24 protein-coding genes are annotated in these 25,464 nt (G+C 64.1%); 14 read left to right on the top strand and 10 right to left on the bottom strand.

Annotated elements, in window-relative coordinates:
* The first annotated feature begins 45 nt into the window (after positions 1 to 45).
* The 5 genes from ftsZ (at position 46) to lpxC (ending at position 4,286) form a co-directional block, all read left to right on the top strand.
* Positions 46 to 1,251: a cell division protein FtsZ gene (ftsZ, locus tag F2P44_RS17455; RefSeq protein ID WP_167088329.1), complete on the top strand. Its 1,206-nt coding sequence runs from the start codon at positions 46 to 48 to the stop codon at positions 1,249 to 1,251.
* A gap of 163 nt (positions 1,252 to 1,414) precedes the next feature.
* The gene (locus F2P44_RS17450) at positions 1,415 to 1,921 is read left to right on the top strand and encodes a peroxiredoxin (protein ID WP_167088328.1); all 507 of its coding nucleotides are present in this window, start codon (positions 1,415 to 1,417) and stop codon (positions 1,919 to 1,921) included.
* A gap of 58 nt (positions 1,922 to 1,979) precedes the next feature.
* Entirely contained in the window at positions 1,980 to 2,429 is a 450-nt protein-coding gene (locus F2P44_RS17445) for a GNAT family N-acetyltransferase (protein WP_167088327.1), read from the top strand.
* 35 nt (positions 2,430 to 2,464) lie between these two features.
* Positions 2,465 to 3,307, top strand: a complete 843-nt coding sequence (locus F2P44_RS17440) for a DMT family transporter (protein WP_167088400.1) — start codon at positions 2,465 to 2,467, stop codon at positions 3,305 to 3,307.
* 43 nt (positions 3,308 to 3,350) lie between these two features.
* A complete protein-coding gene (gene lpxC, locus F2P44_RS17435) occupies positions 3,351 to 4,286 on the top strand; it encodes a UDP-3-O-acyl-N-acetylglucosamine deacetylase (protein WP_167088326.1) in 936 nt (311 codons plus the stop codon).
* A gap of 63 nt (positions 4,287 to 4,349) precedes the next feature.
* Here lpxC and F2P44_RS17430 read toward each other — a convergent pair whose 3' ends face one another.
* Entirely contained in the window at positions 4,350 to 4,814 is a 465-nt protein-coding gene (locus tag F2P44_RS17430) for a DciA family protein (RefSeq protein ID WP_082692401.1), read from the bottom strand.
* Between the two features lie 225 nt (positions 4,815 to 5,039).
* On the opposite strand from F2P44_RS17430, the gene secA reads away from it, so the two are divergent.
* From secA to F2P44_RS17410, 4 genes are all read left to right on the top strand, one after another.
* The gene (gene secA / locus F2P44_RS17425) at positions 5,040 to 7,787 is read left to right on the top strand and encodes a preprotein translocase subunit SecA (RefSeq protein WP_167088325.1); all 2,748 of its coding nucleotides are present in this window, start codon (positions 5,040 to 5,042) and stop codon (positions 7,785 to 7,787) included.
* A 101-nt stretch (positions 7,788 to 7,888) separates the two neighbouring features.
* On the top strand, positions 7,889 to 8,896 hold the full coding sequence (locus F2P44_RS17420) for an OmpA family protein (RefSeq protein WP_167088324.1): 1,008 nt from the start codon (positions 7,889 to 7,891) through the stop codon (positions 8,894 to 8,896).
* Complete coding sequence (locus F2P44_RS17415; RefSeq protein ID WP_167088323.1) at positions 8,896 to 9,672, top strand: hypothetical protein; 777 nt, start codon at positions 8,896 to 8,898, stop codon at positions 9,670 to 9,672. The genes F2P44_RS17420 and F2P44_RS17415 overlap by 1 nt, the downstream gene beginning before the upstream one ends.
* 137 nt (positions 9,673 to 9,809) lie before the next feature.
* Positions 9,810 to 10,076, top strand: coding sequence for a hypothetical protein (locus F2P44_RS17410; protein WP_167088322.1), 267 nt, complete (start codon positions 9,810 to 9,812; stop codon positions 10,074 to 10,076).
* 82 nt (positions 10,077 to 10,158) lie between these two features.
* On the opposite strand, the gene F2P44_RS17405 is transcribed toward F2P44_RS17410, so the two are convergent.
* Complete coding sequence (locus F2P44_RS17405) at positions 10,159 to 11,463, bottom strand: DUF945 family protein (RefSeq protein ID WP_167088321.1); 1,305 nt, start codon at positions 11,461 to 11,463, stop codon at positions 10,159 to 10,161.
* A gap of 108 nt (positions 11,464 to 11,571) precedes the next feature.
* Positions 11,572 to 13,137 carry a tetratricopeptide repeat protein gene (locus F2P44_RS17400; protein ID WP_167088320.1) on the bottom strand — a complete coding sequence of 522 codons (1,566 nt, stop codon included), beginning with the start codon at positions 13,135 to 13,137 and terminating at the stop codon, positions 11,572 to 11,574.
* A gap of 230 nt (positions 13,138 to 13,367) precedes the next feature.
* Here F2P44_RS17400 and argJ point away from each other — a divergent pair, with 230 nt between their 5' ends.
* From argJ to F2P44_RS17380, 4 genes are read left to right on the top strand one after another with little or no spacing between them, the layout of a single operon-like run.
* The gene (argJ, locus tag F2P44_RS17395) at positions 13,368 to 14,606 is read left to right on the top strand and encodes a bifunctional glutamate N-acetyltransferase/amino-acid acetyltransferase ArgJ (protein WP_167088319.1); all 1,239 of its coding nucleotides are present in this window, start codon (positions 13,368 to 13,370) and stop codon (positions 14,604 to 14,606) included.
* Between the two features lie 8 nt (positions 14,607 to 14,614).
* Positions 14,615 to 15,493: an ATP-binding protein gene (locus F2P44_RS17390; RefSeq protein ID WP_167088318.1), complete on the top strand. Its 879-nt coding sequence runs from the start codon at positions 14,615 to 14,617 to the stop codon at positions 15,491 to 15,493.
* A complete protein-coding gene (locus tag F2P44_RS17385) occupies positions 15,490 to 15,900 on the top strand; it encodes an NUDIX domain-containing protein (protein ID WP_167088317.1) in 411 nt (136 codons plus the stop codon). Before F2P44_RS17390 ends, F2P44_RS17385 begins: the two co-directional genes overlap by 4 nt.
* Positions 15,901 to 15,949: 49 nt before the next feature.
* Complete coding sequence (locus F2P44_RS17380; protein ID WP_167088316.1) at positions 15,950 to 17,206, top strand: D-amino acid dehydrogenase; 1,257 nt, start codon at positions 15,950 to 15,952, stop codon at positions 17,204 to 17,206.
* Positions 17,207 to 17,303: 97 nt separating this feature from the next.
* Here F2P44_RS17380 and F2P44_RS17375 read toward each other — a convergent pair whose 3' ends face one another.
* From F2P44_RS17375 to F2P44_RS17355, 5 genes are all read right to left on the bottom strand, one after another.
* Positions 17,304 to 18,455, bottom strand: coding sequence for a sensor histidine kinase (locus F2P44_RS17375; protein ID WP_167088315.1), 1,152 nt, complete (start codon positions 18,453 to 18,455; stop codon positions 17,304 to 17,306).
* A gap of 102 nt (positions 18,456 to 18,557) precedes the next feature.
* Positions 18,558 to 18,743, bottom strand: coding sequence for a DNA gyrase inhibitor YacG (gene yacG, locus F2P44_RS17370; protein ID WP_167088314.1), 186 nt, complete (start codon positions 18,741 to 18,743; stop codon positions 18,558 to 18,560).
* Between the two features lie 11 nt (positions 18,744 to 18,754).
* On the bottom strand, positions 18,755 to 19,510 hold the full coding sequence (gene zapD, locus F2P44_RS17365; protein ID WP_167088313.1) for a cell division protein ZapD: 756 nt from the start codon (positions 19,508 to 19,510) through the stop codon (positions 18,755 to 18,757).
* A gap of 61 nt (positions 19,511 to 19,571) precedes the next feature.
* Positions 19,572 to 20,228, bottom strand: coding sequence for a dephospho-CoA kinase (coaE, locus tag F2P44_RS17360; RefSeq protein WP_167088312.1), 657 nt, complete (start codon positions 20,226 to 20,228; stop codon positions 19,572 to 19,574).
* Positions 20,229 to 21,122, bottom strand: a complete 894-nt coding sequence (locus F2P44_RS17355) for a prepilin peptidase (RefSeq protein WP_167088311.1) — start codon at positions 21,120 to 21,122, stop codon at positions 20,229 to 20,231.
* A gap of 185 nt (positions 21,123 to 21,307) precedes the next feature.
* On the opposite strand from F2P44_RS17355, the gene F2P44_RS17350 reads away from it, so the two are divergent.
* Positions 21,308 to 22,384 (top strand): acyltransferase family protein, encoded by a 1,077-nt coding sequence (locus tag F2P44_RS17350; protein ID WP_167088310.1) that lies wholly within the window; start codon positions 21,308 to 21,310, stop codon positions 22,382 to 22,384.
* Positions 22,385 to 22,457: 73 nt separating this feature from the next.
* Here the strand turns inward: F2P44_RS17350 and F2P44_RS17345 are convergent, their stop codons facing one another.
* Both F2P44_RS17345 and pilB read right to left on the bottom strand, forming a co-directional pair.
* On the bottom strand, positions 22,458 to 23,681 hold the full coding sequence (locus F2P44_RS17345) for a type II secretion system F family protein (protein WP_167088309.1): 1,224 nt from the start codon (positions 23,679 to 23,681) through the stop codon (positions 22,458 to 22,460).
* A gap of 11 nt (positions 23,682 to 23,692) precedes the next feature.
* Positions 23,693 to 25,381, bottom strand: coding sequence for a type IV-A pilus assembly ATPase PilB (gene pilB, locus F2P44_RS17340; RefSeq protein ID WP_229423599.1), 1,689 nt, complete (start codon positions 25,379 to 25,381; stop codon positions 23,693 to 23,695).
* Positions 25,382 to 25,464: the final 83 nt, after the last annotated feature.

Genomic DNA, 25,464 nt, shown 5'->3' with positions numbered 1-25,464 from the left:
ATGAGTCCTGGCGCTTGGAAACCGCACTTTGATTAGGAGTTCATCATGGAGTTTGATATGGTCGATAACGCAGCACTAGGAACCGTCATCAAGGTCGTCGGCGTCGGCGGAGCAGGTGGCAATGCGGTTCAACACATGATTAACAAGGGCGTGTCGGGCGTTGAATTCATCGCGGCCAATACCGATTCGCAGGCACTGGCCGCGTCGAGCGCCCACAACATCATCCAGATCGGCGAGTCGGGCCTGGGCGCCGGCATGAAGCCGACCGTCGGCCGCCAGCTGGCCGAAGAATCGCGCGCGCGCATTGAAGACGCGCTGCGCGGCGCGCACATGGTCTTTATCGCGGCCGGCATGGGCGGCGGCACCGGTACCGGCGCAGCACCGATCGTGGCCGAAATCGCCAAGTCGCTCGGCGCGCTGACGGTGGCCGTGGTCTCGAAGCCATTCTCGTACGAAGGCCAGAAGTGCATGGACGTGGCCGAGAGCGGGCTGGAAGAACTGTCGCAGCACGTCGATTCGCTGATCATCATCCTGAACGAAAAGCTGGAAGAGATCTACGAAGACGAAAGCATGATCGAGTGGATGCGCCACGCCGATGATGTGCTCAACAACGCGGTGGCCGGTATCGCCGAGATCATCAACGTGCCGGGCCATATCAACGTCGACTTCAACGACGTCAAGACCATCATGGGCGAGCAGGGCAAGGCCATGATGGGCACCGCGACCGCCAGCGGCGTCGATCGCGCGCGCATCGCGGCCGAGCAGGCAGTCGCGTCGCCGCTGCTCGACGGGATCGACCTGTCGGGTGCGCGCGGCGTGCTGGTCAACGTCACCGCCAGCCGTGGTCTCAAGGGTAAAGAGATCAAGGAAGTCATGGCGGCGGTGCGCGCGTTTGCGGCGCCCGATGCATCGATCGCGCAGGGTATCGCGTACGACGACGACATGGGCGACGATATCCGCGTGACCGTCGTCGCGACCGGCCTGGGCAAGGCCAAGAAGGCCATGCAGCTGGTCCAGCAGCCGATGCTGCGCACCGGTACCCACAACGGTCCGATGATGTCGGCCGGCGGCGTGGGCGCCACCGTGGGCGTGTCGATGGGTGCCGGCGCGGCCAGCGGCCATGCGATGGAAGGCATGAAGCAGCCAGCCGTGTGGCGCCGCGAGCAGGCGTCCGAGCAGGTGCAGGCGATGCAGCGCAATGGCGTGGAAACCTACGACATCCCGGCGTTCCTGCGCAAGCAAGCCGATTGATCGGACCGCAGTGTTGAAGAAGCCGGGGAGAACCCGGCTTTTTTTACGCCGTTTTTTCCGCGCGCGAACGGCACGGCCGCGCGCCAGGGAGGCGCCAGCCTGCAAGGTCGATCAGGATCAGGCATACTAGCCGTCTTATCAACCTCATACTATGGAGCCTCGAATGACTATTAAAATCGGCGACCGCCTGCCTGAAGGCACCCTCTCTGAATTCGTCGAGACCGAAACCGAAGGCTGCTCGCTTGGCCCGAATACCTTCCAGGTAGCTGATCTGGCCAAGGGCAAGAAGATCGCGATCTTCGGCCTGCCGGGCGCCTACACCCCGACCTGCTCCGCACAGCACGTGCCGGGCTACGTCAAGCTGGCCGACGAACTCAAAGCCAAGGGCGTCGATGAAATCTGGTGCATCTCGGTCAATGACGCTTTCGTCATGGGCGCCTGGGGCCGCGACCAGAAAGCCACCGGCATCGTGCGCATGATGGCCGACGGTAACGCCGCCTACAGCAAGGTACTGGGCCTGGATGCGGACTTCTCGAAGTTCGGCATGGGCACGCGCTCGCAGCGCTACTCGCTGCTGGTCGACGACGGCGTCGTCAAGCAGCTCAACGTGGAGCAGGGCGGTGCGTTTGAAGTGTCGAACGCCGAAACGCTGCTCAAGCAAGTCGCTTAAAACCAACCCGGAACCATTTCCGCAAAGACGGCGCCGCGGCGCCGTTTTTTACATCGCCATGCATATTCAAACCGAAACCCCGCGCCAGCCAGACATCATCGCCATGCTCGAACGGCTGGACGCCTATTTTGCCGGCCTCTATCCGGCCGAGAGCAACCATTTGATGGATGTCGACTCGCTGACCCAATCCGATGTGGTGTTCCTGGTCGCGCGCGATCCTGACGGCCGCGCGCTTGGCTGCGGCGCTTATGTCGACCGGGGCGGCTACGGCGAAGTCAAACGCATGTACGTCGATCCGGCCCAGCGCGGCAAGGGCGTGGGCGGCAAGCTGCTGGCCGAGATCGCGCAGCGCGCCGCCGCCGCTGGCTTGCCTTGCTTGAAGCTCGAAACCGGCATCAGCCAGCCCGAAGCCATCGGCCTGTATGAGCGCGACGGCTTTATCCGCTGCGCGCCGTTCGGCGACTACCAGCCGGACCCGCTCAGCCTGTTCATGGTCAAGCGCCTGTGACGGCGCGCGGCGGAAACCTGCGCGCCATCTACGCGATGCTGATCGCGGTGGTCATGTTTTCGCTGATGGATACGGCGCTCAAGCTGCTGTCGGCGCATTATCCGGCGCTGCAGGTGGCTGCCATGCGCGGGCTGTCGTCGCTGCCGCTGGTGTTTGCCTATGTCGGCTGGCGCGGCGCGTTCGGCACGGCGCTGCAGGTGCGCTGGCCGATGCATCTGCTGCGCGCGGCCCTGAGCATCACGATGCTGGCGCTGTTTGCCTTCGGCCTGCGCAAGCTGTCGCTGGCCGAAGCGTATTCGATCTTCTTTATCGCCCCGGCCCTCATTACCGCGCTGTCGGTGGTGTTCCTTAAGGAGTCGGTCGACCTGGCGCGCTGGATCGCCATTGCGGTCGGCATGGGTGGGGTGCTGGTAGTGCTGCGCCCGAGCGGGACCGGCATGCTGACCCTGGGCGGGCTGGCGGTGCTGGGCGCGGCCACCTGCTACGCGGTGTCGGCGATCACCTCGCGCATCGTCGGGCGCACCGACCGCGCCGAGCACATGGTGCTGTGGCTGATGGTGTTCCTGGCCATCGGCGCATCGGCCCTGGCCGCGCCAAACTGGGTGGCGGTGCGCGCCCAGGACGTCTGGCTGTTGTGCGGCCTGGCGCTGACAGGCTTCCTGGGCCAGCTGGCGATCACGGAAGCGTTCAATTCGGGCGAGGCTTCGCGCGTGGCGCCGTTCGAATACTCCGGGCTGGCCTGGGGCGTGGCGCTGGACTGGATGCTGTGGCGTACCCTGCCAGACCGCTACACCCTCATTGGCGCGGCCATCATCATCGGCAGCGGCATCTACCTGGTGCGGCACGAGCGCTCGCATGCGCAGGCCGAGCACCCCTAGAGGCCCGGCAGCGCTGGCCCATCAAGTTCGCTATAATCGCCAGATGTTAAAACAAAGAACCGTCAAACAACTGGTGCGCACCGTCGGCGTGGGGCTGCACTCCGGGACCAAGGTCGAACTGACCCTGCGCCCGGCCGCGATCGATACCGGCATCGTGTTTCGCCGCGTGGACCTGGACCCGGTGGTGGAGTTCCCCGCCAGCGCGGGCGTGGTGGGCGACACCCGCATGGCGTCGGTGCTGGTCAAGGACGATGCGCGCGTGTCCACGGTGGAGCACCTGATGTCGGCCTGCGCCGGGCTCGGGATCGACAATCTGTACGTGGACGTGTCGGCCGAAGAGATTCCGATCATGGATGGCTCGGCCTCGTCGTTTGTCTTTTTGCTGCAACAGGCGGGCGTGCAGGAGCAGGACGGGGCGAAGAAATTCATCCGCGTGCTGAAAGACGTGGAAGTGCGCCAGGGCAGCGGCGCCAGCGAAAAATGGGCGCGCCTGACCCCGTACGACGGCTTCAAGCTCGATTTTTTCATTGAATTCAACCATCCGGCGGTCGATGGCACGACCCAGCGCGCGTTTGTCGACTTTGGCGACGTCTCGTACGTGCACGACGTGGCGCGCGCGCGCACCTTCGGCTTCATGCAGGATGTGGAAAGCCTGCGCGGCATGGGCCTGGCGCGCGGCGGGTCGCTCGAAAACGCGATCGTGATGGACGAGTACCGGATTCTCAATTCGGATGGCCTGCGCTACGACGACGAGTTCGTGCGCCACAAGATCCTCGACGCGATCGGCGATTTGTACCTGGTCGGGCACCCGCTGCTGGCCGGCTACGAGGCGCACAAGTCGGGCCATGCGCTCAACAACCTGCTGCTGCTTGAACTGCTCAAGCATCCGGACGCCTATGAGATCGTGGCGTTCGAAAAGCCCGGCAGCGCGCCGCCTTCGTACGTGCGCCAGATGGCGCGCGAGTGGGCGCTTACCTAAAAGCCTTGGCGCGGGGGCGACGGTCTTACTGCTTGTGGCCACGGTATTCAAGCGCAAATCCGTCTAGCGCTGGCGCGCCGCCATCGCCTTGACGGCGGCGATCAGGGTGGCGTTGGCCTTTGTCTTGGGCAGGGCGTCGCCCAGCGCCTCGAACGCCGAGCGCGCCGTGCCGGGCAAAATCAGCTGGTGCGTGTGCACCACCGGCGCGATGCTGCGCGTGACCTGCACTTTCAATTTGATCTCGTCGATATGCCAGCCGCGCTTTTGCAGGGCCCCCTGCAGCTTGGGCAGTTGCTGTTTGAGCTTGGCCGCGACGGCCGAACTGGGCACGGCCAGCACCAGGCGCGCGTCTTCGAACGAGAGCACGTCGCAGTTGCCGAACATCGGCGGCAGCGCCTTGGCGCAATCGCTCTGCAGGCTGGCCATGCGCATCGCGGTCGGCAGCAGGGCCGCCATCTTGTCGTTACGCTTGAGAAAATCGGTAGCGACGATCGAGGTGCGGCGCGTCTTGGTTCCGTAGATATGCATAAGGCGCAACATATCACAGCGCGCGGCGCCCCGCCAGAACGCCTTGTCGGAGTCATTTTATTAACTTTGTTTTGACCTTGCCTCTTGAGTTCCGGGCCAATAACCCCAAGTGTGGCAAGATCGCATGATAAAATCACAGTCTTTTTGCCATAGTCGGCCGTTGGATGATATGTTTTTGCTATCATTACGGCTTCTTTTTGCGGCGTTTTTTTCAAGAATTCAAGCATGTCATTACTGACCCAGATTTTCGGTAGCCGCAACCAGCGGCTGCTCAAGCAATATCAAAAAACCGTGCGCGAGATTAACGCGCTCGAGCCACAGATCGAAAAGCTGTCGGACGCTGAACTCCAAGCGAAGACGCCGCAGTTCAAGGAGCGCGTCGCCAAAGGCGAAACGCTCGACCAGCTGCTGCCGGAAGCGTTTGCGGTATGCCGCGAGGCGGCCAAGCGGGTGCTCAAGATGCGCCATTTCGATGTCCAGATGATCGGCGGCATGGTGCTCCACTACGGCAAAATCGCCGAAATGGGTACTGGCGAGGGCAAGACGCTGATGGCGACCTTGCCGACCTACCTGAACGCGCTGTCCGGCAAGGGCGTGCACGTCATCACGGTCAACGATTACCTGGCCCAGCGCGACGCCGAGTGGATGGGACGCCTGTACAGCTGGCTCGGCCTGACCACCGGCATCAACCTGTCGCAGATGGACCACAGCGTCAAGCAAGCGGCTTACGCGTCGGACATCACTTACGGCACCAATAACGAATTCGGTTTCGACTACCTGCGCGACAATATGGTGTTCGAGGCGAGCGAGCGGGTCCAGCGCAGCCTCAATTTCGCCGTGGTCGATGAAGTCGACTCGATCCTGATCGATGAGGCGCGTACGCCGCTGATCATTTCGGGCCAGGCTGAAAACCATACCGAGCTGTATCACCAGATCAATTCGCTGCCGGCCAAGCTCACCCTGCAGATCGGCGAAGAAACCCCGGACGGCAAGGGCGTGGTCTCGGTCCCGGGCGACTATACCAAGGACGAGAAGGCGCACTCGGTGCTGCTGACCGAACGCGGTCACGAGAACGCCGAGGCGATCCTCACCGAAATGGGCCTGCTGCCGGAAGGCGCTTCGCTCTACGACGCCGCCCACATCACCCTGATCCACCACCTGTACGCGGCCCTGCGCGCGCACGCGCTGTACTACAAGGACCAGCATTACGTGGTGCAGAACGATGAAGTGGTGATCGTCGATGAATTCACCGGCCGCCTGATGACCGGGCGCCGCTGGTCCGACGGCCTGCACCAGGCAGTCGAAGCCAAGGAAGGCGTGCGCATCCAGAACGAGAACCAGACCCTGGCCTCGATCACCTTCCAGAACTACTTCCGCATGTACACCAAGCTGTCCGGCATGACCGGTACGGCCGATACCGAAGCGTACGAATTCCAGGAAATCTACGGCCTGGAGACGGTGGTCATTCCGCCCAACCGTCCGTCGCAGCGCAAGGACCGCCAGGACCAGGTGTACAAGTCCTCGGCCGAGAAATACAACGCCATGCTGATCGATATCCGCGATTGCTACGAGCGCGGGCAGCCGGTCCTGGTGGGTACCACCTCGATCGAAAACTCCGAGATGCTGTCGGGGATCCTCGACAAGGCCAAGCTGGCGCACAACGTCCTCAATGCGAAGCAGCATGCGCGCGAGGCCGAAATCATCGCCCAGGCGGGCCGTCCCAAGATGATTACCATCGCCACCAACATGGCCGGCCGTGGTACCGACATCGTGTTGGGCGGTAACGTTGAAAAGCAGATCCAGATCATCGAAGCCAATGCGGCCCTGTCGGATGCCGACAAGGCATCCCAGGCCGAAAAACTGCGCAGCGAGTGGAAGTCCCTGAACGAGCACGTGGTGGCCGCCGGCGGCCTGCACATCATCGGCACCGAACGCCACGAATCGCGCCGCGTCGACAACCAGCTGCGTGGCCGTTCCGGCCGCCAGGGCGATCCGGGTTCGTCGCGCTTCTACCTGTCGCTCGACGATGCGCTGCTGCGCATCTTCGCCGGCGACCGCGTGCGCTCCATCATGGACCGCCTGAAAATGCCGGAAGGCGAACCGATTGAAGCGGGCATCGTCTCGCGCTCGATCGAGTCGGCCCAGCGCAAGGTCGAGGCGCGCAACTTCGACATCCGCAAGCAGCTGCTCGAATACGATGACGTGTCCAACGACCAGCGCAAGGTGATCTACACCCAGCGTAACGAACTGCTCGAGACGACCGACATCGGCGAACTGATTGCATCGCTGCGCGCCGGCGTGTTCACCGATGTGGTGCATGCCTTCGTGCCGGAGGAATCGGTCGAAGAGCAATGGGACATCCCCGGCCTGGAAGCGACCCTGGCCAACGAATGGCAGCTCAACGTGCCGCTGGCGCAGATGCTGGCGACCGATACCAACATGACCGACGACGACATCCGCGAGCGCGTGCTGGCCGCAGCCGACGCCTCGTACAACAGCAAGATCGCCATCGTCGGCAAGGAATCGTTCGGCGGCTTCGAGCGCAACGTCATGCTGCAAAGCGTGGACAGCCACTGGCGCGAGCACCTGGCGGCGCTGGACCACCTGCGCCAGGGTATCCACCTGCGCGGCTATGCGCAGAAGAACCCGAAGCAGGAGTACAAGCGCGAAGCGTTCGAGCTGTTCGGATCGATGCTGGACATGATCAAGAATGAAGTGATCCGCATGGTGATGACGGTGCGCATCCAGTCGCGCGAAGAAATCGACGCCGAAGCGGCGATGCACCAGTCGCACGTCGAAAACGTCAGCTACCAGCACGCGGACTTCAATCCTGCCTCGGCGCCGGAAGATCTGCTGGCGCCGGTCGGCAATCCGGGCGAGGACGAGATGCTCGGACCGAAGGTCGGCCGCAACGACCCATGCCCTTGCGGCAGCGGCAAGAAATTCAAGGCATGCCACGGCAAGCTCGCATAAAGCGCCCGGCATGACCAGAAGGGGAGGCAGAACGTGATGTTCCGCCTCCCTTTTTTTACGCCCGCATCAGATTACATCGCCATCCATTCAAGGAGCCTCTCATGTCCTATCCGGTTCACCGCAACGCCCTGACGGCGTGTGCGCTCGCACTCATCCTGTCGTCGCCGCTGGCGCAGGCGGGAAAATACGACGCCGACCGCCCCGGCGGCGCCGACCATCCGCTGCTGTCGCGCTACGCCGGCTCCACCTTGTACCTGCATGGCGAAGAAAGCTACGCCAGCGCGCGCACGCTGGTCGCCGGTAAGAACGGCCCGGTCGAAAAAACGGTCGAAGGCAAGATCTCGAACCGGATGTATTTCGGACCGAAGGGACGCGGATCGCTGGAGATCTTCCGCAACTACCAGGCCGCGCTGCGCGGCGCCGGCTTCGACACCTTGTACGAATGCGAGGCAGCCCAGTGCGAGAAAGACCGCACGCAGTCGAAGATCGTGCGCTGGGCCCAGGGCGCGCAATGGGCCGACAATGGCCAGAGCGATGCCTATGTGATCCGCCTGTTCGAATACAAGCCGGGCTTCCACTACATCCATGCGCGCAAGGACGCGCCAGCGGGCGCGGTGGATGTGCAGATCGCGTTGCGCACGGGCGAGGAGAGCGACGCCAACGTCCAGGGCCGCGCCCAGCAATTCATGCAGGTGATCGAGGCTGCCAGGGTCGAACAGGGCAACGTGACGGTCGACGCCAGCGCCATTGGCGCCGCGCTCAGGAAGGATGGCCGCATCGCCCTGTACGGCATTCTGTTCGATACCAACAAGGCTGTGATCAAGCCGGAATCGAAGGACACGCTCGAACAAATGGCCAAATCGCTCAAGAACGACCCGGGCGTGAACGTGTTCATCGTCGGGCACACGGATAACCAGGGCGCGGTCGATGCCAACCTTGCGCTGTCGCGCAAGCGCGCGCAGGCGGTGGTGGAGGCTTTAAGTGGGCAGTACGGGATCGCGCCCGCGCGCATGCAGCCGCACGGCGTCGCCAACCTGGCGCCGGCGGCGAATAACGCCGACGACACCGGGCGTGCGCGCAACCGCCGCGTTGAAATGGTGGTGCGCTGATGCGTATCCCATTGACGATAGTGGGCGCCCTGCTGGCCGGTAGCGCCGCTTGCGCGCCGGCGCTCGAGCAAATCCTGCCGCCGGCCGGCTTGTACCGGCTCGATTCGGCGTCGACCAGCAGCATCCCGGCGCCGGCGCCGGCCAACCGGGTCGACACGCGGGTCGATGGCGCCAATGGCGACATCGTGCGGCGCGAGCGCGTCGCCGGGGCCGACTCGGGCGAGAAGGTGTATGAAGGCAAAGGCCCGGTCACGCACTGCATCCGGCCGCGCCGGATCTCGGATGCGCTGTATTCGTCGGCGGTGGCACTGGCGTCCTGTCCGGACCAGTCCAGCGAGGTCGGCGCGGATGGGGTGCTGGTGCATACGGCGAACTGTCCGGCGGCGGTGGTCACGCTCACCATCCGCCGCATCGACAAGGTCACGTGGGAATACGATACCGTCAGCGCCACCCGCGCCGGCGACCCCGCTGCGGACCTGGCATGGATGCGTCCCGTGCTTGAACGCGAAGCGGCCGAAGGCAAGACACCGGAGGCGCGCGCCAAGGCGGCGCAGCAACTGCGCGACCTGCCGCGCCTTCAGCGCGAACTGGCGGAAAAGCAGGTAGCGGTCAACGTGCAGTACGCGAAGGCGCTGCGCGAAGCGAAAACGCCGAATGAAGCGGCGGCGGTGCGCGCGACGATGGCGCAATCGGGCAAGTCGGTGGCCACGCAGGCGCGCCAGCGGGTGCGCTGGACCCGTATCGGCAACAGCTGCGCCGTTGGCGCAGGCGGTTGACGGGAGCGGCCGGCGTCGTACCGGCGCCACGCTGGTGGCATTGCTGGTGAGTAAGATCGGTTTGAGTTGATGACACGCAACAATAGCAAGCGCGCTTCCTGCAATGGTTAGGTTTCATTGCCAACCAGGAGGTCGTTATGAAAGCCATTTTTGCCGCTGTTGCTGTCTCGGCATGCCTGCTGCTCGCGGTGGTGGGGGGCGTGGTCCCGTCGCCATCTTCACAGAGCGGCGCCGGTGCGCACGCCCAACGCAGCGGCCTGCAGTGCCCGGCCAATAGTACCTTGGAAGGAAACCAGTGCAGCTGTCCGGATGCAACCAGCTGGACCGGGTCGGCATGCATGCAGGTATGGTCCAGCTCGGGCCGCAAGTTGGCTGCCGTGGCGCCACCCCAGCCGGCGCGCTAGCGCGCCGGCTGGGGTAACATGTTGAAAAGAAGGCGGGGTGGAGGCGGCCATCGGACGATGGCCGCCGCTTGCTGCGTGCTGCTTACTTGGCGCGGCGCTTGGCCGGCTTTTTGGTGGCCGCGGCGGGCTTTTTGTCGCCCGTCGGGATGGCAACTGCCTTGCCGTTGACGGTCAGCTTGCCGGCCTTGAATTCAATGACCGATACCAGTACGCCGTCTTCCAGGCGCGCATAGCCGTCGGCCGTCGCCTTGTCCACGGCCATGTCGGACAGGCTCTTGGCGGTTGAGTCCAGCATTTCCGGCGACGGCGTTTCGCCCTTCCGGGTGGCCTGCGCCTGCGTCACATTGCGCGCGATGGCGGTGACCAGCGCGACCGGCACGCGCATTTCAAAGCGTCCGTCCAGCTTTTTCATCAGGGCGGTGGCCGAATTGAAATCCTTGTCGACCGTCTTGCCCACTGCCAGGCTGCCCTTCATCAGGGCGCGATGGCCGTGGTAGCCGGCGCTCATCTCGGTGATCTCGATGGCCGTGCCGCGTACCGCCATGCCCTTGACGAAGGCCTTGACTTGGGGGGCGATATCGTCCAGGTTCGGCTCGCCGCCTGGCTTGGACGACTTTTGGATGGCTTTGCTCAACTGCTCCAACGAGATCATATCGAGCTTGGTCATCCGCATCGACATGCGCAGGTCGTCGATCTTTTCATCCATGACCGTGATCAGCTTGATGCCGAAGTCGCTTCCGAGGTCGTAATCCTTGCCGTTCTCGGACACTGCGGACGTGACCGACAGGCCTTCCATTTTCACGGCGCCCGGTTGATCTTTGCCGGTCACGTCGATCGACTTGACGTCCGCGCGCGCCGTGCCGAGCCACACATCGTCGTTGTTGCGGCGCTGGCTGGTTTCCATGGTCATGTTGTTGACGACGATGTCGCCGCTTTTCACGTTGACCGTGAGGCGTGGCCAGCTGCCGGTGCCCGTCATCGTGCGGCCGGCATCATCGGTCACCACGTTCATCTTGAGCGCGTCCCACGACCAGTTCTGCTCGTTCAAATCGGCATAGCTGTGCGCCGGAAGCGCAATGTCGAAGCCGACCATGCCGCCTGCGGCCGGCGCGCGCGTCACGGTGTACGGCCGTGCCGATCCGAACACGGTTTTCAGTTTCGCGGCAGTCGGCGCGGAGAACTCGAACACCGCCAGCTTGTCGAAAATGGGAATCGGACTACCCTTGGCCCAATAGAAATTCCGTTCGAGTTCGTCCGCTGCCGCCGAGACGGCAGCGCCCATGTTCGATTCGATCTTGACCACGGGCGCCTTGGCGGCGACGGGACGTTGCGCGGCAAAGGCGGGGAAGGAGGCCAGCAGGGCTGTGCAAAGGAGAAGTTTTTTCACTGGATTGATTGATAAATAGTTAATGCTTAACATTATCAAGCAAATGACTTTACTTGTCATTAAGCATTTTTAAGGTTGTCGTTAAGCCACAAACCGCATCGCTGTGCCTCAGTTTGCGGGAAAGCTCGGGGTCTCGAAGCCGTATTCCAGGAACTTGCGTTGCATCTCCGCGACGTTGGCGCGCTGGGTCGCGTTCAGGCCGGCCCACGCTCCCGGCAGGGCCTGGCGCAGGTAGCGCGCGCCCTTGTCGAAATCGTCGCGCGCCTGGTCCTTGCGGCCCAGCGCTTCGAGCGCCCGGCCGCGCATCCAGTACGCGTCCGGAAACGCGGCTTGCGCCCCCAGGCCGGCGCTGAGGGCGCTGACGGCTTCCTCATAGCGTTTCAGCGTGAAGAAGGCGAGCGCGAGCTTGTACTGCACCGGCATGCTGACCCAGCCCATGGCGCGGTCCAGCTCCTCGGCCTTGTGCAGTGTTTCCAGTTCTTCCTTGTACTCCTTGCGGGCACGCTGGGCCGCGGCGTATTGCATCGTCTCGCCGAGCAGCCGCCGCAGGCGCACCTTGCGCGCGGCAGCCTGCTTGCTGTCGAAGTGCGGATCGGCCACCGTGATGGCGGCGCAGCGGGCATGGGTCGCCGCGCCATGCTCGCCCCAGGCGCGCAGGTCGACCTGCTGGCCGAGGCGCGCCAGCACGGGCGCCATGGCGCCGGCATCGTTGGCCAGGCAGGCGAAATAAGCGTACGCGTTCAGGTTCCACGGGTCCGGATACTGCGCGACCAGGGTCTCGAAGCTGGCGCGCATGGTCGGCCAGTCGGCCTGGCTGCGCTCGAAGATTTTTCCCTTGTAGGCCGATTGGTCCATGTACCAGTACAGGCGCGCATACATTGCGCCCTGTTCCTTGCCGCCGGCCTTGTTCAGGCTAAGCGCGAGCTGCTCGACCGCGTCCGGCGCGCCGTTCCAGTGCGCCATCGAGAATCCCGCCGCCGTGAAATACGCTTCGTGGTAATGCGGATAGCGCACCATCGCCGCGCCAATCTTTTCCTGGTAAAGCGCTTGCGTGAACTGGTTCGTGTATGGGAACACATTGAGCATGGCGCGATGCCATTCCGCGTCGTCGGCCTTGGCGGCCAGCGCCTGCGCCGCTTCCAGCACCCGCATGGCCGCCGCCGAACCCTCGCCGAGATCGCGCCGCTGCTGTTCCGTGAGCGTGTCGTAGTAGCCCGAACCGCGGTTCGCTTCGGCGCGCTTGAACAGCATATAGGCCTCGAACAGGCGCGCCGGCACCGACGTCGGATATTGCTTGCGCCACGCCCTGACCCGCGTCTGCACCGTGTCCCAATACGCCGCATCGGTGCTCCACTGGCCGAATCCGCGCAGCTGGTTGTAGAACAGCGCCTGTTTCCAGATGCCGCTCGGGGTGCGCTGGCCGGCGCCCCGGATTCGCTGATACAGCGCTTCCAGGGCCTTGTAATCGCACGCCTGCAGGTAACGGTTCGTTTCGCTGGCCAGCGCTTCGCGCGCGCGCATGTCGGCGCCATCGGCGCTGCCTTGGGCGGATGCCGCCGTCCTGGCGATCGGCTGCGCGCCGGCGTGGCTGAACGCGGGGGCGGCAAGACAAGCCAGCAGGAGGGCGAAGCGGGCCGGCCGGCGCGCGCGTGGAAACAAGGTCGGGAAAATCAAGGCAGTCCTTCGGATCGATGATGGTCGGGCAGCTCTCGCGGCGTGCCGGACCACGCCGACGGCGATGCTGGACTGATATTGTTACACATCGCGTGGCCGCCGGCCACCAGGCCGCCGTCGTGAAAGAGCGCGCGGAAACGTGTTCCCTGCCGCGCTGCGGCAGTTGCATCCCTCATATCGTTTCAAGCGTTACAATAGCGGCTTCCCACTTCACTGCTAGAGAATCCGCCATGGCCGTTAATTCCCCTCTGCCCGTCGCCGCCGACCTGAAGCCCGTCAACGGGATCGAGATCGGTTTTGCCGAAGCCGGCATCAAGAAGCCCAACCGCAAAGATATCCTGGTGATGAAGCTCGCCGACACGGCCACCGTGGCCGGCGTGTTCACTACCAACCGCTTCTGCGCCGCGCCGGTGCAGGTCAGCAAAGCCAACCTGGCGGCCGTGGCCGCGGGCGGCGCGCCGATCCGCGCGCTGGTGGTCAATACCGGCAACGCCAACGCCGGCACCGGCGAGACCGGGCTGGCCAGCGCCCACGCCACCTGCGCCGCGCTGGCGCGCCTGCTCGATTGCGAGCCGCACCAGATCCTGCCGTTTTCGACCGGCGTGATCCTCGAACCGCTGCCGCTCGAGAAAGTGGTCGGCGCGCTGCCGGGGGCCATCGGCAACCTGAAGGCCGACAACTGGTTCAACGCCGCCGAGGCGATCATGACCACCGACACCCAGCCGAAGGCGGCGTCGCGCACGGTCGACATCTGCGGCCACAGCGTCACCATGACCGGCATCAGCAAGGGCGCCGGCATGATCCGCCCGAACATGGCGACCATGCTGGGCTACCTGGCGATCGACGCCAAGGTTTCGCAGGACGTGCTCAATGAACTGGTCAAGCACGCGGCCGACCATTCGTTCAACTGCATCACCATCGACGGCGACACCTCGACCAACGATTCGTTCATGCTGATCGCCACCGGCACCGGCAGCCTGGCCATCGCCAACACCGATTCGACCGAATACGCCGAACTGAAAACCGCCGTGACCGAGATCGCCCGTTCGCTGGCGCAGATGATCATCCGCGACGGCGAAGGCGCCACCAAGTTCATCACCGTCACGGTGGAAGAGGGCGGCTCGATGGAGGAATGCCGCAAGATCGCTTACTCGATCGCCCACTCGCCGCTGGTGAAAACCGCGTTCTTCGCGTCCGACCCGAACCTGGGCCGCATCCTGTGCGCGATCGGCTACGCCGGCGTGGACGACCTCGACGTGACCAAGCTCGATCTGTACCTCGACGACGTGCTGGTGGCGAAAAGCGGCGGGCGCAATCCGGCCTACCAGGAAGCCGACGGCCAGCGCGTGATGCAAAAAAGCGAAATCACGGTGCGCGTGCGTCTGGGGCGCGGCGCCCACAGCGCCACCGTCTGGACCTGCGACCTGTCGCACGACTACGTGACCATCAACGCCGACTACCGTTCCTGAGCCGCGCCTTGACGACCCCACTCGAACAGTTCCTGCTGCGCGCCGAAGCGCTGCTGCAGCGGGTCGAGGCGGTGCTGCCGCCCGCCTATCCGCGCGAGCCGGACTGGCGCCTCTCGACCGCTTTCCGCTGGCGCAAGCGCGCCGGCAGTGGCGTGAGCTACCTGCAGCCGGTGCTGCACGCATCAAGCATCGCGCTGTCGGACCTGCACAATGTGGCGCCGCAAAAGCTGCAGATCGAGCGCAACACGCGCCAGTTCGTGCAGGGCCGCCCGGCCAACAATGTGCTGCTGACCGGCGCGCGCGGCACCGGCAAGTCGTCCCTGATCAAGGCTTGCCTGAACCAGTTCGCCGCCGACGGCCTGCGCCTGATCGAAGTCGACAAGGCCGACCTGGCCGAACTGCCCGACATCGTCGATCTGGTGGCGGGGCGTGCGGAGCGCTTCATCATTTTTTGCGACGACCTCTCGTTCGAAGAAGGCGAGGGCGGTTACAAGGCGCTCAAGGTGGCGCTCGACGGCTCCATCGCGGCCCAGTCGGACAATGTGCTGATCTACGCCACCTCGAACCGGCGCCACCTGCTGCCCGAGCGCATGAGCGACAACGCCAGCTACAAGCATGACGGCGACGGCGACCTGCATCCGGGCGAAACGGTGGAAGAGAAGATTTCGCTGTCCGAGCGCTTCGGCCTGTGGCTGTCGTTCTATCCGTTCAAGCAGGACGACTACCTTGGCATCGCGGCGCACTGGCTGGCCAGTTACGGGTGCAGCGCGCAGCAGATCGAACAAAGCCGCGCGGAGGCCCTGCAATGGGCCCTGCAGCGCGGTTCGCGTTCGGGCCGGGTGGCATGGCAGTTCGCCAGGGATTACGCGGGGAAGCTGCCTGAATGAGTGAACATATAAAGAAAAAGCCGATCGATGTCGCGGTCGGCATTTTGATGAAACCCAATGGCGACGTGCTGCTTGGCCAGCGTCCCGCCGGCAAACCGTACGACGGCTATTGGGAATTCCCGGGTGGGAAAGTAGAAACCGGCGAAGCCATCCTCGACGCGCTCAAACGCGAATTCGTCGAGGAGCTTGGCGTTCATATCCTGAGCGCGAGCGAATGGTGCGCAGTGGAGCACGTGTACGAACACGCGCACGTGCGCCTGCACTTCTTTATCAGCCGCGAATGGCGCGGCGAGCCGCAAAGCCTGGAAGGCCAGGCCTTTGCGTGGCAGGGCGTGGTCGGCGTGTCGCCGCTGCTGCCGGCCACCATTCCGCTGCTCGAATGGCTCGACCAGCTGCGCTATCCGTAGCGACGTTCTTTTTTCTGCCCTTTCGCAATAACGCACCGCAAGGAAGTTCGTGAAAATTATTGTCTTGGGCAGTGGCGTGGTCGGTACCACGTCGGCCTATTTCCTGGCCAAGGCCGGGCATGAAGTGACCGTCATCGAGCGCCAGGGCGGCGCCGCCCTGGAAACGAGTTTCGCCAACGCGGGCGAAGTCTCGTCGGGCATGGCGGCGCCATGGGCCGCTCCGGGCGTGCCGATGAAGGCGCTGCGCTGGCTGGCCATGCGTCACAGCCCGCTGGTGATCCGTCCCTCGCTCGATCCGCGCATGTGGCGCTGGCTGTTCCAGATGCTGGGCAACTGCAATCCGGCCAGCTACGCCGTCAACAAGAGCCGCATGGTGCGCCTGGCCGAGTACAGCCGCGATTCGCTGATCGCGCTGCGCAAGGAGACCGGCATCGCCTACGACCACCGCAGCAAGGGCACCTTGCAGGTGTTCCGCAATCCGCGCCAGCTCGACGAAGCGCAGGAGGACATCGCGGTGCTCAAGCGCTATGGCGTGCCGTACGCGCTGCTCGATCCGGCCGGCTGCGAAGTGGACGAACCGGCGCTGGCGCGGGTGCGCGGCAAGATCGTCGGCGGCCTGCACCTGCCCGGCGACGAAACGGGCGACTGCTTCAAGTTCACCCAGGCGCTGGCGCAGATGGCGGTCGGGGAGGGCGTCGTTTTCCGCAATAACGTCGAGATCCGGCGCCTCGTGGCCGACGGCGATGCGATCACCGCCGTCGAGACCTCGCAAGGGGAGCTCAGGGCCGATGCCTTCGTGATGGCGATGGGGAGCTATTCGCCGCTGATGCTCGAGCCCCTGGGAATCAGGATTCCGGTCTATCCGGTCAAGGGCTATTCGATCACGCTGCCGATCATCGATGCCGCCAGCGCGCCCGAGTCGACCATCATGGAAGAGACGTACAAGGTCGGTATCACGCGTTTGGGCGAGCGCATCCGGGTCGGTGGCACGGCCGAAATCGCCGGCTACGACCTGCGCCTGCATGCCTCGCGGCGTGCCACCCTGGTGCACGCGGTGACCGAGTTGTTCCCGGGCGGGGGCGATGTGGACAAGGCGACCTTCTGGTGCGGCCTGCGTCCGATGACGCCGGACGGTACGCCGGTGATCGGGCCGACACCGTTTCGCAATCTGTATCTCAATACCGGGCACGGGACGCTGGGGTGGACCATGTCGTGCGGGTCGGCGCGGGTACTGGCCGATCTGGTGTCGGGCCGGGCGCCGGACATCGATACCGACGGCTTGCTGATGACGCGCTACGGGCGCTGAAGCGAGCGCCGTCGGCCCAACCGTCGCTCCGGCGCATCTTTACCGTCGCCGCCTTGGCGCGGGGGCGACGGTGGGGGCGCGGACGCGCCACCTGTCATCAGCCTTCGGCGTTCTTCGGCGCCGGCGCGCGCGGCAGGTGCGCTGTAAATGACGTGCCGCATTCGGCGCTGGAGGTCACCGTCAGGGTGCCGCCATGCGCCACGGCGATTTCGCGTGCGACGAACAAACCCAGCCCCAGGCTGGTACGCGGGCGTTCCTCGGCTTCGCCTTCGCCCGGAAGCTGGATCAGCGGACTGAAAATGCTTTCGAGCGAGTCGGATGGAATCACCGGGCCGTCGTTCGTCACGGCCACCGTCACCGCATCCGGATGGGCGCGCGCTTCGATGCGCACGGCGGCGCCGCGCGTGCCGTATTGGGCGGCGTTGACCATCAGGTTGGTCAGCAGCTGGTGCAGGCGTACGGCATCGTATTGCCCGCCGAGCCCTTCATCGGCCTCGATCTCGAAACGCGTGGCCGGATGGGTGGCGTGGGCGTCGGCCAGCGCCGCCCGGCACACGTCGCCCACGTCAACCTCGCGCAGCTGGGTCGGCATGCCGCCGCCAAGCTGGGTGCGGGTGTAGCCGATCAGGTCGTCCACCATGCTGCTCATCAGGCGCGTACCGCGCTTGACCCGGGCGCCGATGTCGCCAGCCTGGGTGGCGTCGACCTGCATGCGGATCAGCAGGTCGCCCGCCATCGACATGCTCGACAGCGGCGCGCGCAGGTCGTGCCCGAGAATGGCCAAAAACAGTTCGCGCATGTGGTCGGCGCGCCCCGAGTAAGTCACCACCGACTCGGCCAGGGCCTGGTCGATGGCTTCGTTAAAGCGCACCATTTCGTCGGCAACATCGGATGTCATGCGATTGACTTGCGGCAGCCACAGGCGCAACACGGTGGCGCGCAGGGCGCGGTATTCCGCACTGAGCTGGAGCAGGGAGAAATTGCTGGCCTGGCGCAGCGCGCCGTGGATGGAAGCGGCGCTTTCGCCGTCGACCGTGTCGGGCGCGAGGCCCTGCGACTTGGCGATCTGCTGTTCCGGGTCCTGATAGGTTTCGATATCGAGCGCGATCGCCTGCAGGATCTGGCGCGCGTGGTCGCGCAGGGCCAGATCGGTCATCTGGCTGGCGGCCGGCAGCAGGGTCTGGGCGAACGCTTCCCACTCCGTCAGGATTTCTTCCATGCGCTCATTGATGAAACGGTCGAGTCTCATCGCACTGCCCGTGACATTGACATGTGGTTGCATCCTTTGCGTGATGGGCGGTCAGTCATTGTAAGCGCTTTTGCGCCGCCACGTCGCAGGACGAGCGCGGCGCTACTGGGGCAGGTTGTCGTCGTCCAGCAGGGGGTCGGAAGGGGCGGCGCCGGGAATGGTGTATTTTTCTTCGGCCCAGGCGCCCAGGTCGATCTGTTTGCAGCGTTCGGAACAGAATGGGCGGAATTTGTTCGCCTCGGTCCATTCGACTTTTTTGGCGCAGGTGGGGCACGTAACGACGGTCATGGCGGCAGGATCTAAAAATTACAGAGCGTGAGCTCGAACGGGACATCTTCTTCCAGCGGCTTGGGCTTCAAATCGCCGCCCTGCGTGGTAAAGCGCACCCACAACATGTACTTGTTGGCGGAAATTTCGGGAATCGCCCCCATCGCTTCATCCATGGTCAGGCGCAGCATCTGGTAGACCTTGCCTTGCAACATTTGCTGATAGCTGCCGGCGATGGCGATCATCTTGACCGGGCCACCCGAGTCGCGCAGCAGGCGCAGCACCAGGGCCAGGGCGTCGAACAGCGGCGCCAGCGGGGCGAACCAGTTGACGATATCGTTGAAGCGCTGCTCGGCCGGCCGCTTTTGCCAGGCGTAATAGGACGGCAAGTCGAATTCGCAGGCGCCGCCGGGAATGATGGTGCGGCCGCGGATGCTCATCAGCCATTCATTGTCGCGTACGTTCTGGCCGGTCTTGCCCTGCGCCGCGACCAGCGCGCCGCTGACCGTTTCGACCTCGGCGAGGACGGCGTCGAGCATGTCGGCGGCGACATTCGGATTGGACCGGTAGCTCAGCAAGCTTTGCTTCTGGCGTTCGAGTTCCTGCAGCAGGTCGCTCTTGAGATCGGCGCGGCCGGCCACTTCGAGCATGTCGAAGATGGTGGCCAGGGCGACATGATGCTGCATTGCATGTTCCTGGTGCACAAAGAACTTGAACTTCTCGTACAGGTCTTCCAGCCGCAACAACGTGCGTATGCGCTCGTTGAAAGGGTATTCGTAGACGATCAAAATGACATCCCTTTACATGGCAGGAGAAGAATCCCGTGATTCTGAACCAAGCGACGCAAAATTACAAACGCTGCACCGGGAATAGTGCCATTCTCTCCGAAAATGCCAGATATTGTGCATGCAATAGAGCAATTTGACGGTCCAGGGCTTCCAGGCTGCCATCGTTGACGAGCACATCGTCGGCCGCCGCCAGCCGCCCGGCGCGGCTGACCTGGTTGGCCATGATGGCGCGCACCTGGGCTTCGCTCATGGCGTTGCGGCGCATCACGCGCGCAATTTGTACTTCTTCAGGGCAATCGATGACCAGCACGCGCGCCACCCGCTCGCGCCAGCCGCCGGACTCGATCAGCAGCGGTACCACGTAGATCAGATAGGCACCGCTGGCCACGGCGGCGGCGGCCGCGGTGGCGGCGCGGATGCGCGGGTGCAGGATGGCTTCCAGGCGCGCCTTGGCGGCCGCGTCGGAAAACACCAGTTCGCGCATGCGCACGCGGTCGAGCGCGCCGTCGGTGCTGACAAAGGCCGGGCCGAACTCGTGCAGCAGGGCATCCATCGCGGCGCCGCCGGGCATGGTCAGCGCATGCGCGATCAGGTCGGTATCGATGATGCTCGCGCCCAGCGCGGCAAAGCGGTCCGAGACGGCCGTCTTGCCGCAGCCGATGCCGCCGGTCAGGCCGACGCTGAACTTGCCGGCGTCAGGGGCGCGCGCACTGTCCACTTAGCGGATCCAGTACTGGAGCAAGATGCCGGTCATGGCGCCGATCGGTTTGCCGTAGAGCATCACGATGAAGCCGGCCGCGGCCAGGTAAGGACCGAAAGGAATCTTGACATTGTGCGCGCGTCCGCCGAACACGATCAGGCACAGGCCGACCACCGACCCGACCGCCGACGAAATCAGGATCACGCTCGGCAGCACGCTCCAGCCCATCCAGGCGCCCAGTCCGGCCAGCAGCTTGAAGTCGCCATGGCCCATGCCGACTTGTCCGCGCACCTTTTCGTACAGGGTCGCGACCGACCACAGCGACAGGTAGCCGACCACCGCGCCGATGACCGCGTCTGGCAGCGGCACGAAGCTGCCGTTGATATTCATCAGCAGGCCGATCCACAGCAGCGGATAGGTCAGTTCGTCGGGCAGCAGCTGGGTATCGGCATCGATGAAGGTCATCGACAGCAGCAGGTAGCCGAACACCAGGGTGGCAAGGCCGGTATAGCCGCTGCCGAAGTGCCATACCAGCAGGGCTGACATCAATCCGGTCACCAGTTCGATGATCGGATAACGCGGCGAAATCTTGGCCTTGCAGCCTTTGCATTTGCCGCCCAGGACCAGGTAGCTGATCACGGGAATATTTTCCAGCGCGCCAATCTTGTGGCCGCAGTGCGGGCAGGCCGAGCGCGGCGCCCACAGGCTGAATTTATCGGTGTGCACCTTGCGGGTGCCGCAGCCGCAGCCGTACTCGCCGGCCAGGTAATCGTTGTATTCGCGATCGAGGATCTTGGGAAGGCGGTAGATGACGACATTCAAAAAGCTGCCGATCAGCAGGCCGAACAGGCCGGCGGCGAGGGCCGGGCCCAGGGAGCCGGGGGCGGCGAACAAGAGTGTTTCCGGTAGCATGATGCTCCACGTTAAGAATTGATCAAGCAGTTCTGTACAACAAGGTATTTTAGGGGGTTTCGCGCGCTTTGGGGGGAGGCCGATGGGCCTTGGCCCGGCGCAAGGCCGATCTTGTCGCATTTGGACCTCCGCCGGACCGGGGAGGGCCACACTGGACGACCGATCGTTGCCGCGCCGAGGCCGCCATGAAAACCCAGGAACACTACTTCCACGTGCTCGATGCCATCCGCGGCATGGCTGCGCTGGTGGTGATGCTGCGTCATACGGGATATTTCTGGGGCAACTGGACCATTCCACAAAGCTATCTGGCGGTCGATCTGTTTTTCGTCCTGAGCGGGGTGGTGGTGGCCAATGCCTATGCATCGCGCTTGCGCGGCGGCATGTCCACGGGCCGCTTTGCCCTGGTCAGGCTGATCCGCCTGTATCCCCTGTATGTCTTGGGCAGCATCCTCGGTTTGCTTCCCGTCATTGCCGCCGTGCTGGGGCTGCTGCCGGCATCGATCCAGACTCCCTTGCCGCTGGTGCTGCTGGCGGCTGCGCTGATGCTGCCGCTGGTGTGCGAACCGAACCTGTTCCCGCTCAATTCGCCCTCGTGGTCGCTGTTCTTCGAGCTGGCGGCCAACCTGGCCTACGCGGCCCTGATGCGCCATTTGAGCGGTGGGGTGCTGGCCGCGATCATGCTGGCATGCGCGTGCGGCCTCGCGCTGGTCTTGCACGCCGATCCGGGCGCCGGCCTGCACGGGGGCTTTTCGCCGGACAGCATGCTGGTCGGCCTGTGCCGGGTGGGCTATGGTTTTTTTGCCGGCGTCTTGTTGCTTGGCCAATTCAACAGCCGCGCCCGGGCGCGCATGGATGGCGGCGCCGTGCGCGCCGGGCTGTGCGCCACGCTGTTGCTGGCCGTGCTGCTGGCACGGCCGTCGGCGGCGCTGCGTCCCTGGTTCGATTTCGTGGCCGTCACCGTGGCTTTTCCCGTGCTCATTTACCTGGCGATGGCTTGCCGGCTGTCGGGCGCGGCGGCGCGCGCCTGCGCGCTGCTGGGCGCCCTATCGTATCCGCTGTACGTCTTGCATGTACCGCTGGGCAGGCTGGTCAACGGGGTGCTGGTCAAGCTGCCGATGGCGCCCGTGCCGGTGCCCTGGGCCGGGCTGGCCTTCGTTGCCGTGCTGCTGCCGCTATGCTGGCTGATCGACCGGCGCGCCGATGCGCCGCTGCGCCGCTGGCTGTTGCGGCGCAGCGGCGCGGCCCAAAAAAAATCGCCGTAGCCGCTTGCTGCGAAAGCAAGCCGCTACGGCGACGGGCGCGGATCAGCCCCTGACGGGACTGGCCGGGCTTGTCTTACACCACCGCGCCCAGTTTGAAGATCGGCAGGTACATGGCGACCACCAGGCCGCCGATGAGCACGCCCAAAATCACCATGATCAGCGGTTCCATCAGCGATGCCAGGGTCGCGACGGCCTCGTCGACTTCATCTTCGAAGAAGCCGGCGACCTTGCCCAGCATTGCATCGAGTGCGCCCGATTCTTCGCCGATGGCGACCATCTGGGTGACGATCGGCGGGAATACATTGGCGTTCTGCATCGCCGCGGTCAGGCTGGTACCGGTGCTCACCTCGTTCTGGATGCGCTTGGTCGCTTCCAGGTACAGGGCATTGCCGGCCGCGCCGCCGACCGAGTCGAGCGCTTCGACCAGCGGCACGCCGGCCGCGAACATGGTGGCCAGGGTACGGGTCCAGCGCGCGATCGCCGCCTTGCGGATCACGCTGCCGAAGATCGGTGCCTTGAGCAGCGCCAGATCCATGAAGCGCTGCATCTTGGCCGAACGCTGCCAGGCCTGGAAAAAGAAGTACAGGCCGGCGAACAGGGTGCCGAAAATGGCCCACCAGTACGAGACGAAGAAGTCGGAAATGTCCATCACGATCACGGTCGGGGTCGGCAAATTGGCGCCGAAGCTGGTAAACACCGATTTGAACGCCGGGACCACCCAGATCATGATCACGGCGGTGACGATGAAGGCGATGCCCAGGATCGACACCGGATACATCAGCGCCGACTTGATCTTGGCCTTGATGGCCAGGGTTTTTTCCTTGTAGATCGCCAGGCGCGTCAGCAAGTCTTCCAGGATACCGGCCTGTTCGCCGGCCCCGACCAGGTTGCAGAACAGCGGGTCGAAGTAGAGCGGATACTTGCGGAAAGCATTGTTCAGGCTGGTACCGGTTTCGATGTCCGAGCGCAAGTCCAGGATCAGCTTGGCCATCGAAGGATTCGCGTGGCCCTTGCTGACGATATCGAACGATTGCAACAGCGGCACGCCGGCCTTCATCATCGTGGCCAGCTGGCGCGTGAACAGGGAAATATCCTTGTCCGTGATCTTCTTGCCGCTGCGATAAGTCTTTTTCTTGACCTTGGTGACCATGACACCCTGGCGCCGCAAGGTCACATTGACCACGGCTTCGCCGCCGGCGCGCAGTTCGCCGCGCACGGTCTTGCCGGACTTGTCCTTGCCTTCCCAGGCGTAGACCGACTCCTTGACGGCGTTGGTTTTAGATTGAGCGAGTGCCATACTGTATTTTCCTATTCGTTGGTGCAGCCAAGAACTTCTTCAAGGCTGGTCAAGCCTTGCTTTACTTTCATCAGGCCGGAACGGCGCAAGGATTTCACGCCCTCCAGCTCCGATTGCGCGGCAATTTCCATCGAATTGCCGTTCGCCAGAATGATTTTTTCGATCGCCGGGGTAATCGGCATGATCTGGTAGATACCGACCCGGCCCTTGTAGCCGCCGCCGAGGCAACGGTCGCAGCCGACCGGACCGTAAGGCTTCCAGCCGCCTTCCAGTTCTTCTTCCTTGAAGCCGGCGGCAAGCATGATTTCACGGCTGGTCTCGACCGGTTTCTTGCAGGTGCACAGGCGCCGCGCCAGGCGCTGCGCGGTGATCATGATCACCGACGAGGCGATGTTGAAGGGCGCTACGCCCATGTTCATCAAGCGGGTCAGGGTCGATGGCGCATCGTTGGTGTGCAGGGTCGAGAACACCATGTGGCCGGTCTGGGCGGCCTTGATCGCGATGTCGGCCGTTTCCAGGTCGCGGATCTCGCCGACCATGATGATGTCCGGATCCTGGCGCAGGAAGGACTTGAGCGCGACCGGGAAGGTCAGGCCGGAGCGGTCGTTGATGTTGACCTGGTTCACGCCCGGCAAGTTGATCTCGGCCGGGTCTTCCGCTGTCGAAATATTAATGCCAGGCTTGTTGATCACGTTCAGGCAGGTGTACAGCGACACCGTCTTGCCGGAACCGGTCGGGCCGGTCACCAGCACCATGCCGTACGGACGCTGGATCGCTTCGAGCAGCAATTCCTTCTGGTCCGGATCGTAGCCGAGCGCGTCGATGCCCATCTGGGCCTGGGTCGCGTCCAGGATCCGCATGACGGTCTTTTCGCCGAACAGGGTGGGGCAGGTGCTGACCCGGAAGTCGATCGCCTTGGTGGGCGAGAGGATCAGGCGCATGCGGCCATCCTGCGGCACGCGCTTTTCGGAAATGTCGAGCTTGGAAAGCACCTTGATGCGCGAGACCAGCTTGTCGCGGATCGTGATCGGCGGCTGGGCATGCTCGCGCAGGACGCCGTCCACGCGCAGGCGGATGCGGTAAAATTTTTCGAACGGCTCGAAGTGAATATCCGACGCGCCCAGGTTGATCGCGTCCATCAGGATCTTGTTGAGGAACTTGACGATCGGCGCGTCTTCGATATCGGCGGCGGCGGCCTGGTCGACGACCGCGGGCGCATCGTCTTCGCCGAACTGGATATCTTCCTGGTCGCCGACCATGTCGTTCAAATTCTGTTCGGCATTGCGGCCCAGGCTGGCCAGCAGGGTCAGCAGGGCGTCATGCAGCACGATGACCGGCTCGACCGACGCTTCGCTCTGGAACTTGATCTGGTCGAGCGCCTGGATATTGGTCGGGTCCGAAATGGCGACCGACATCTTGTTGCCGCGCTTGGCCAGGGCGATCACGCGCTGGGTCTGCATCAGCTTGCCGTCGATGGCGTTCGGCGGCAGGGCGTCGACATTGAAGCTCTGCAAATCCATCAGCGGGTAGCCGAAGGTTTCCGCGCAAAAGGCGGCCAGGGTACGCGCGTCGAAGGTGCCGGTCAGCAGCAAGGTATCGATGAACGGACTCTTGTCGATCAGCGATTTCTTGTGCAGTGTATCGGCTTGCTGCGCACTGAGGCGGCCAGCCTGCATCAGGGCGCGGGCCAGGCCCGGCATGGGCGTTCCGGGGGTCGTATTGGGGAGGACTGCAGCCATATGCGCGCTTGGTTTAATTGGTACGGAGAACGACAAAGCGCCGT

It is taken from the genome of Massilia frigida (assembly GCF_011682175.1).
GTDB lineage: Bacteria > Pseudomonadota > Gammaproteobacteria > Burkholderiales > Burkholderiaceae_D > Telluria_A > Telluria_A frigida.
Note: the sequence above shows the minus strand (reverse complement) of the source record. Positions and strands in the feature narration are given on the sequence as shown.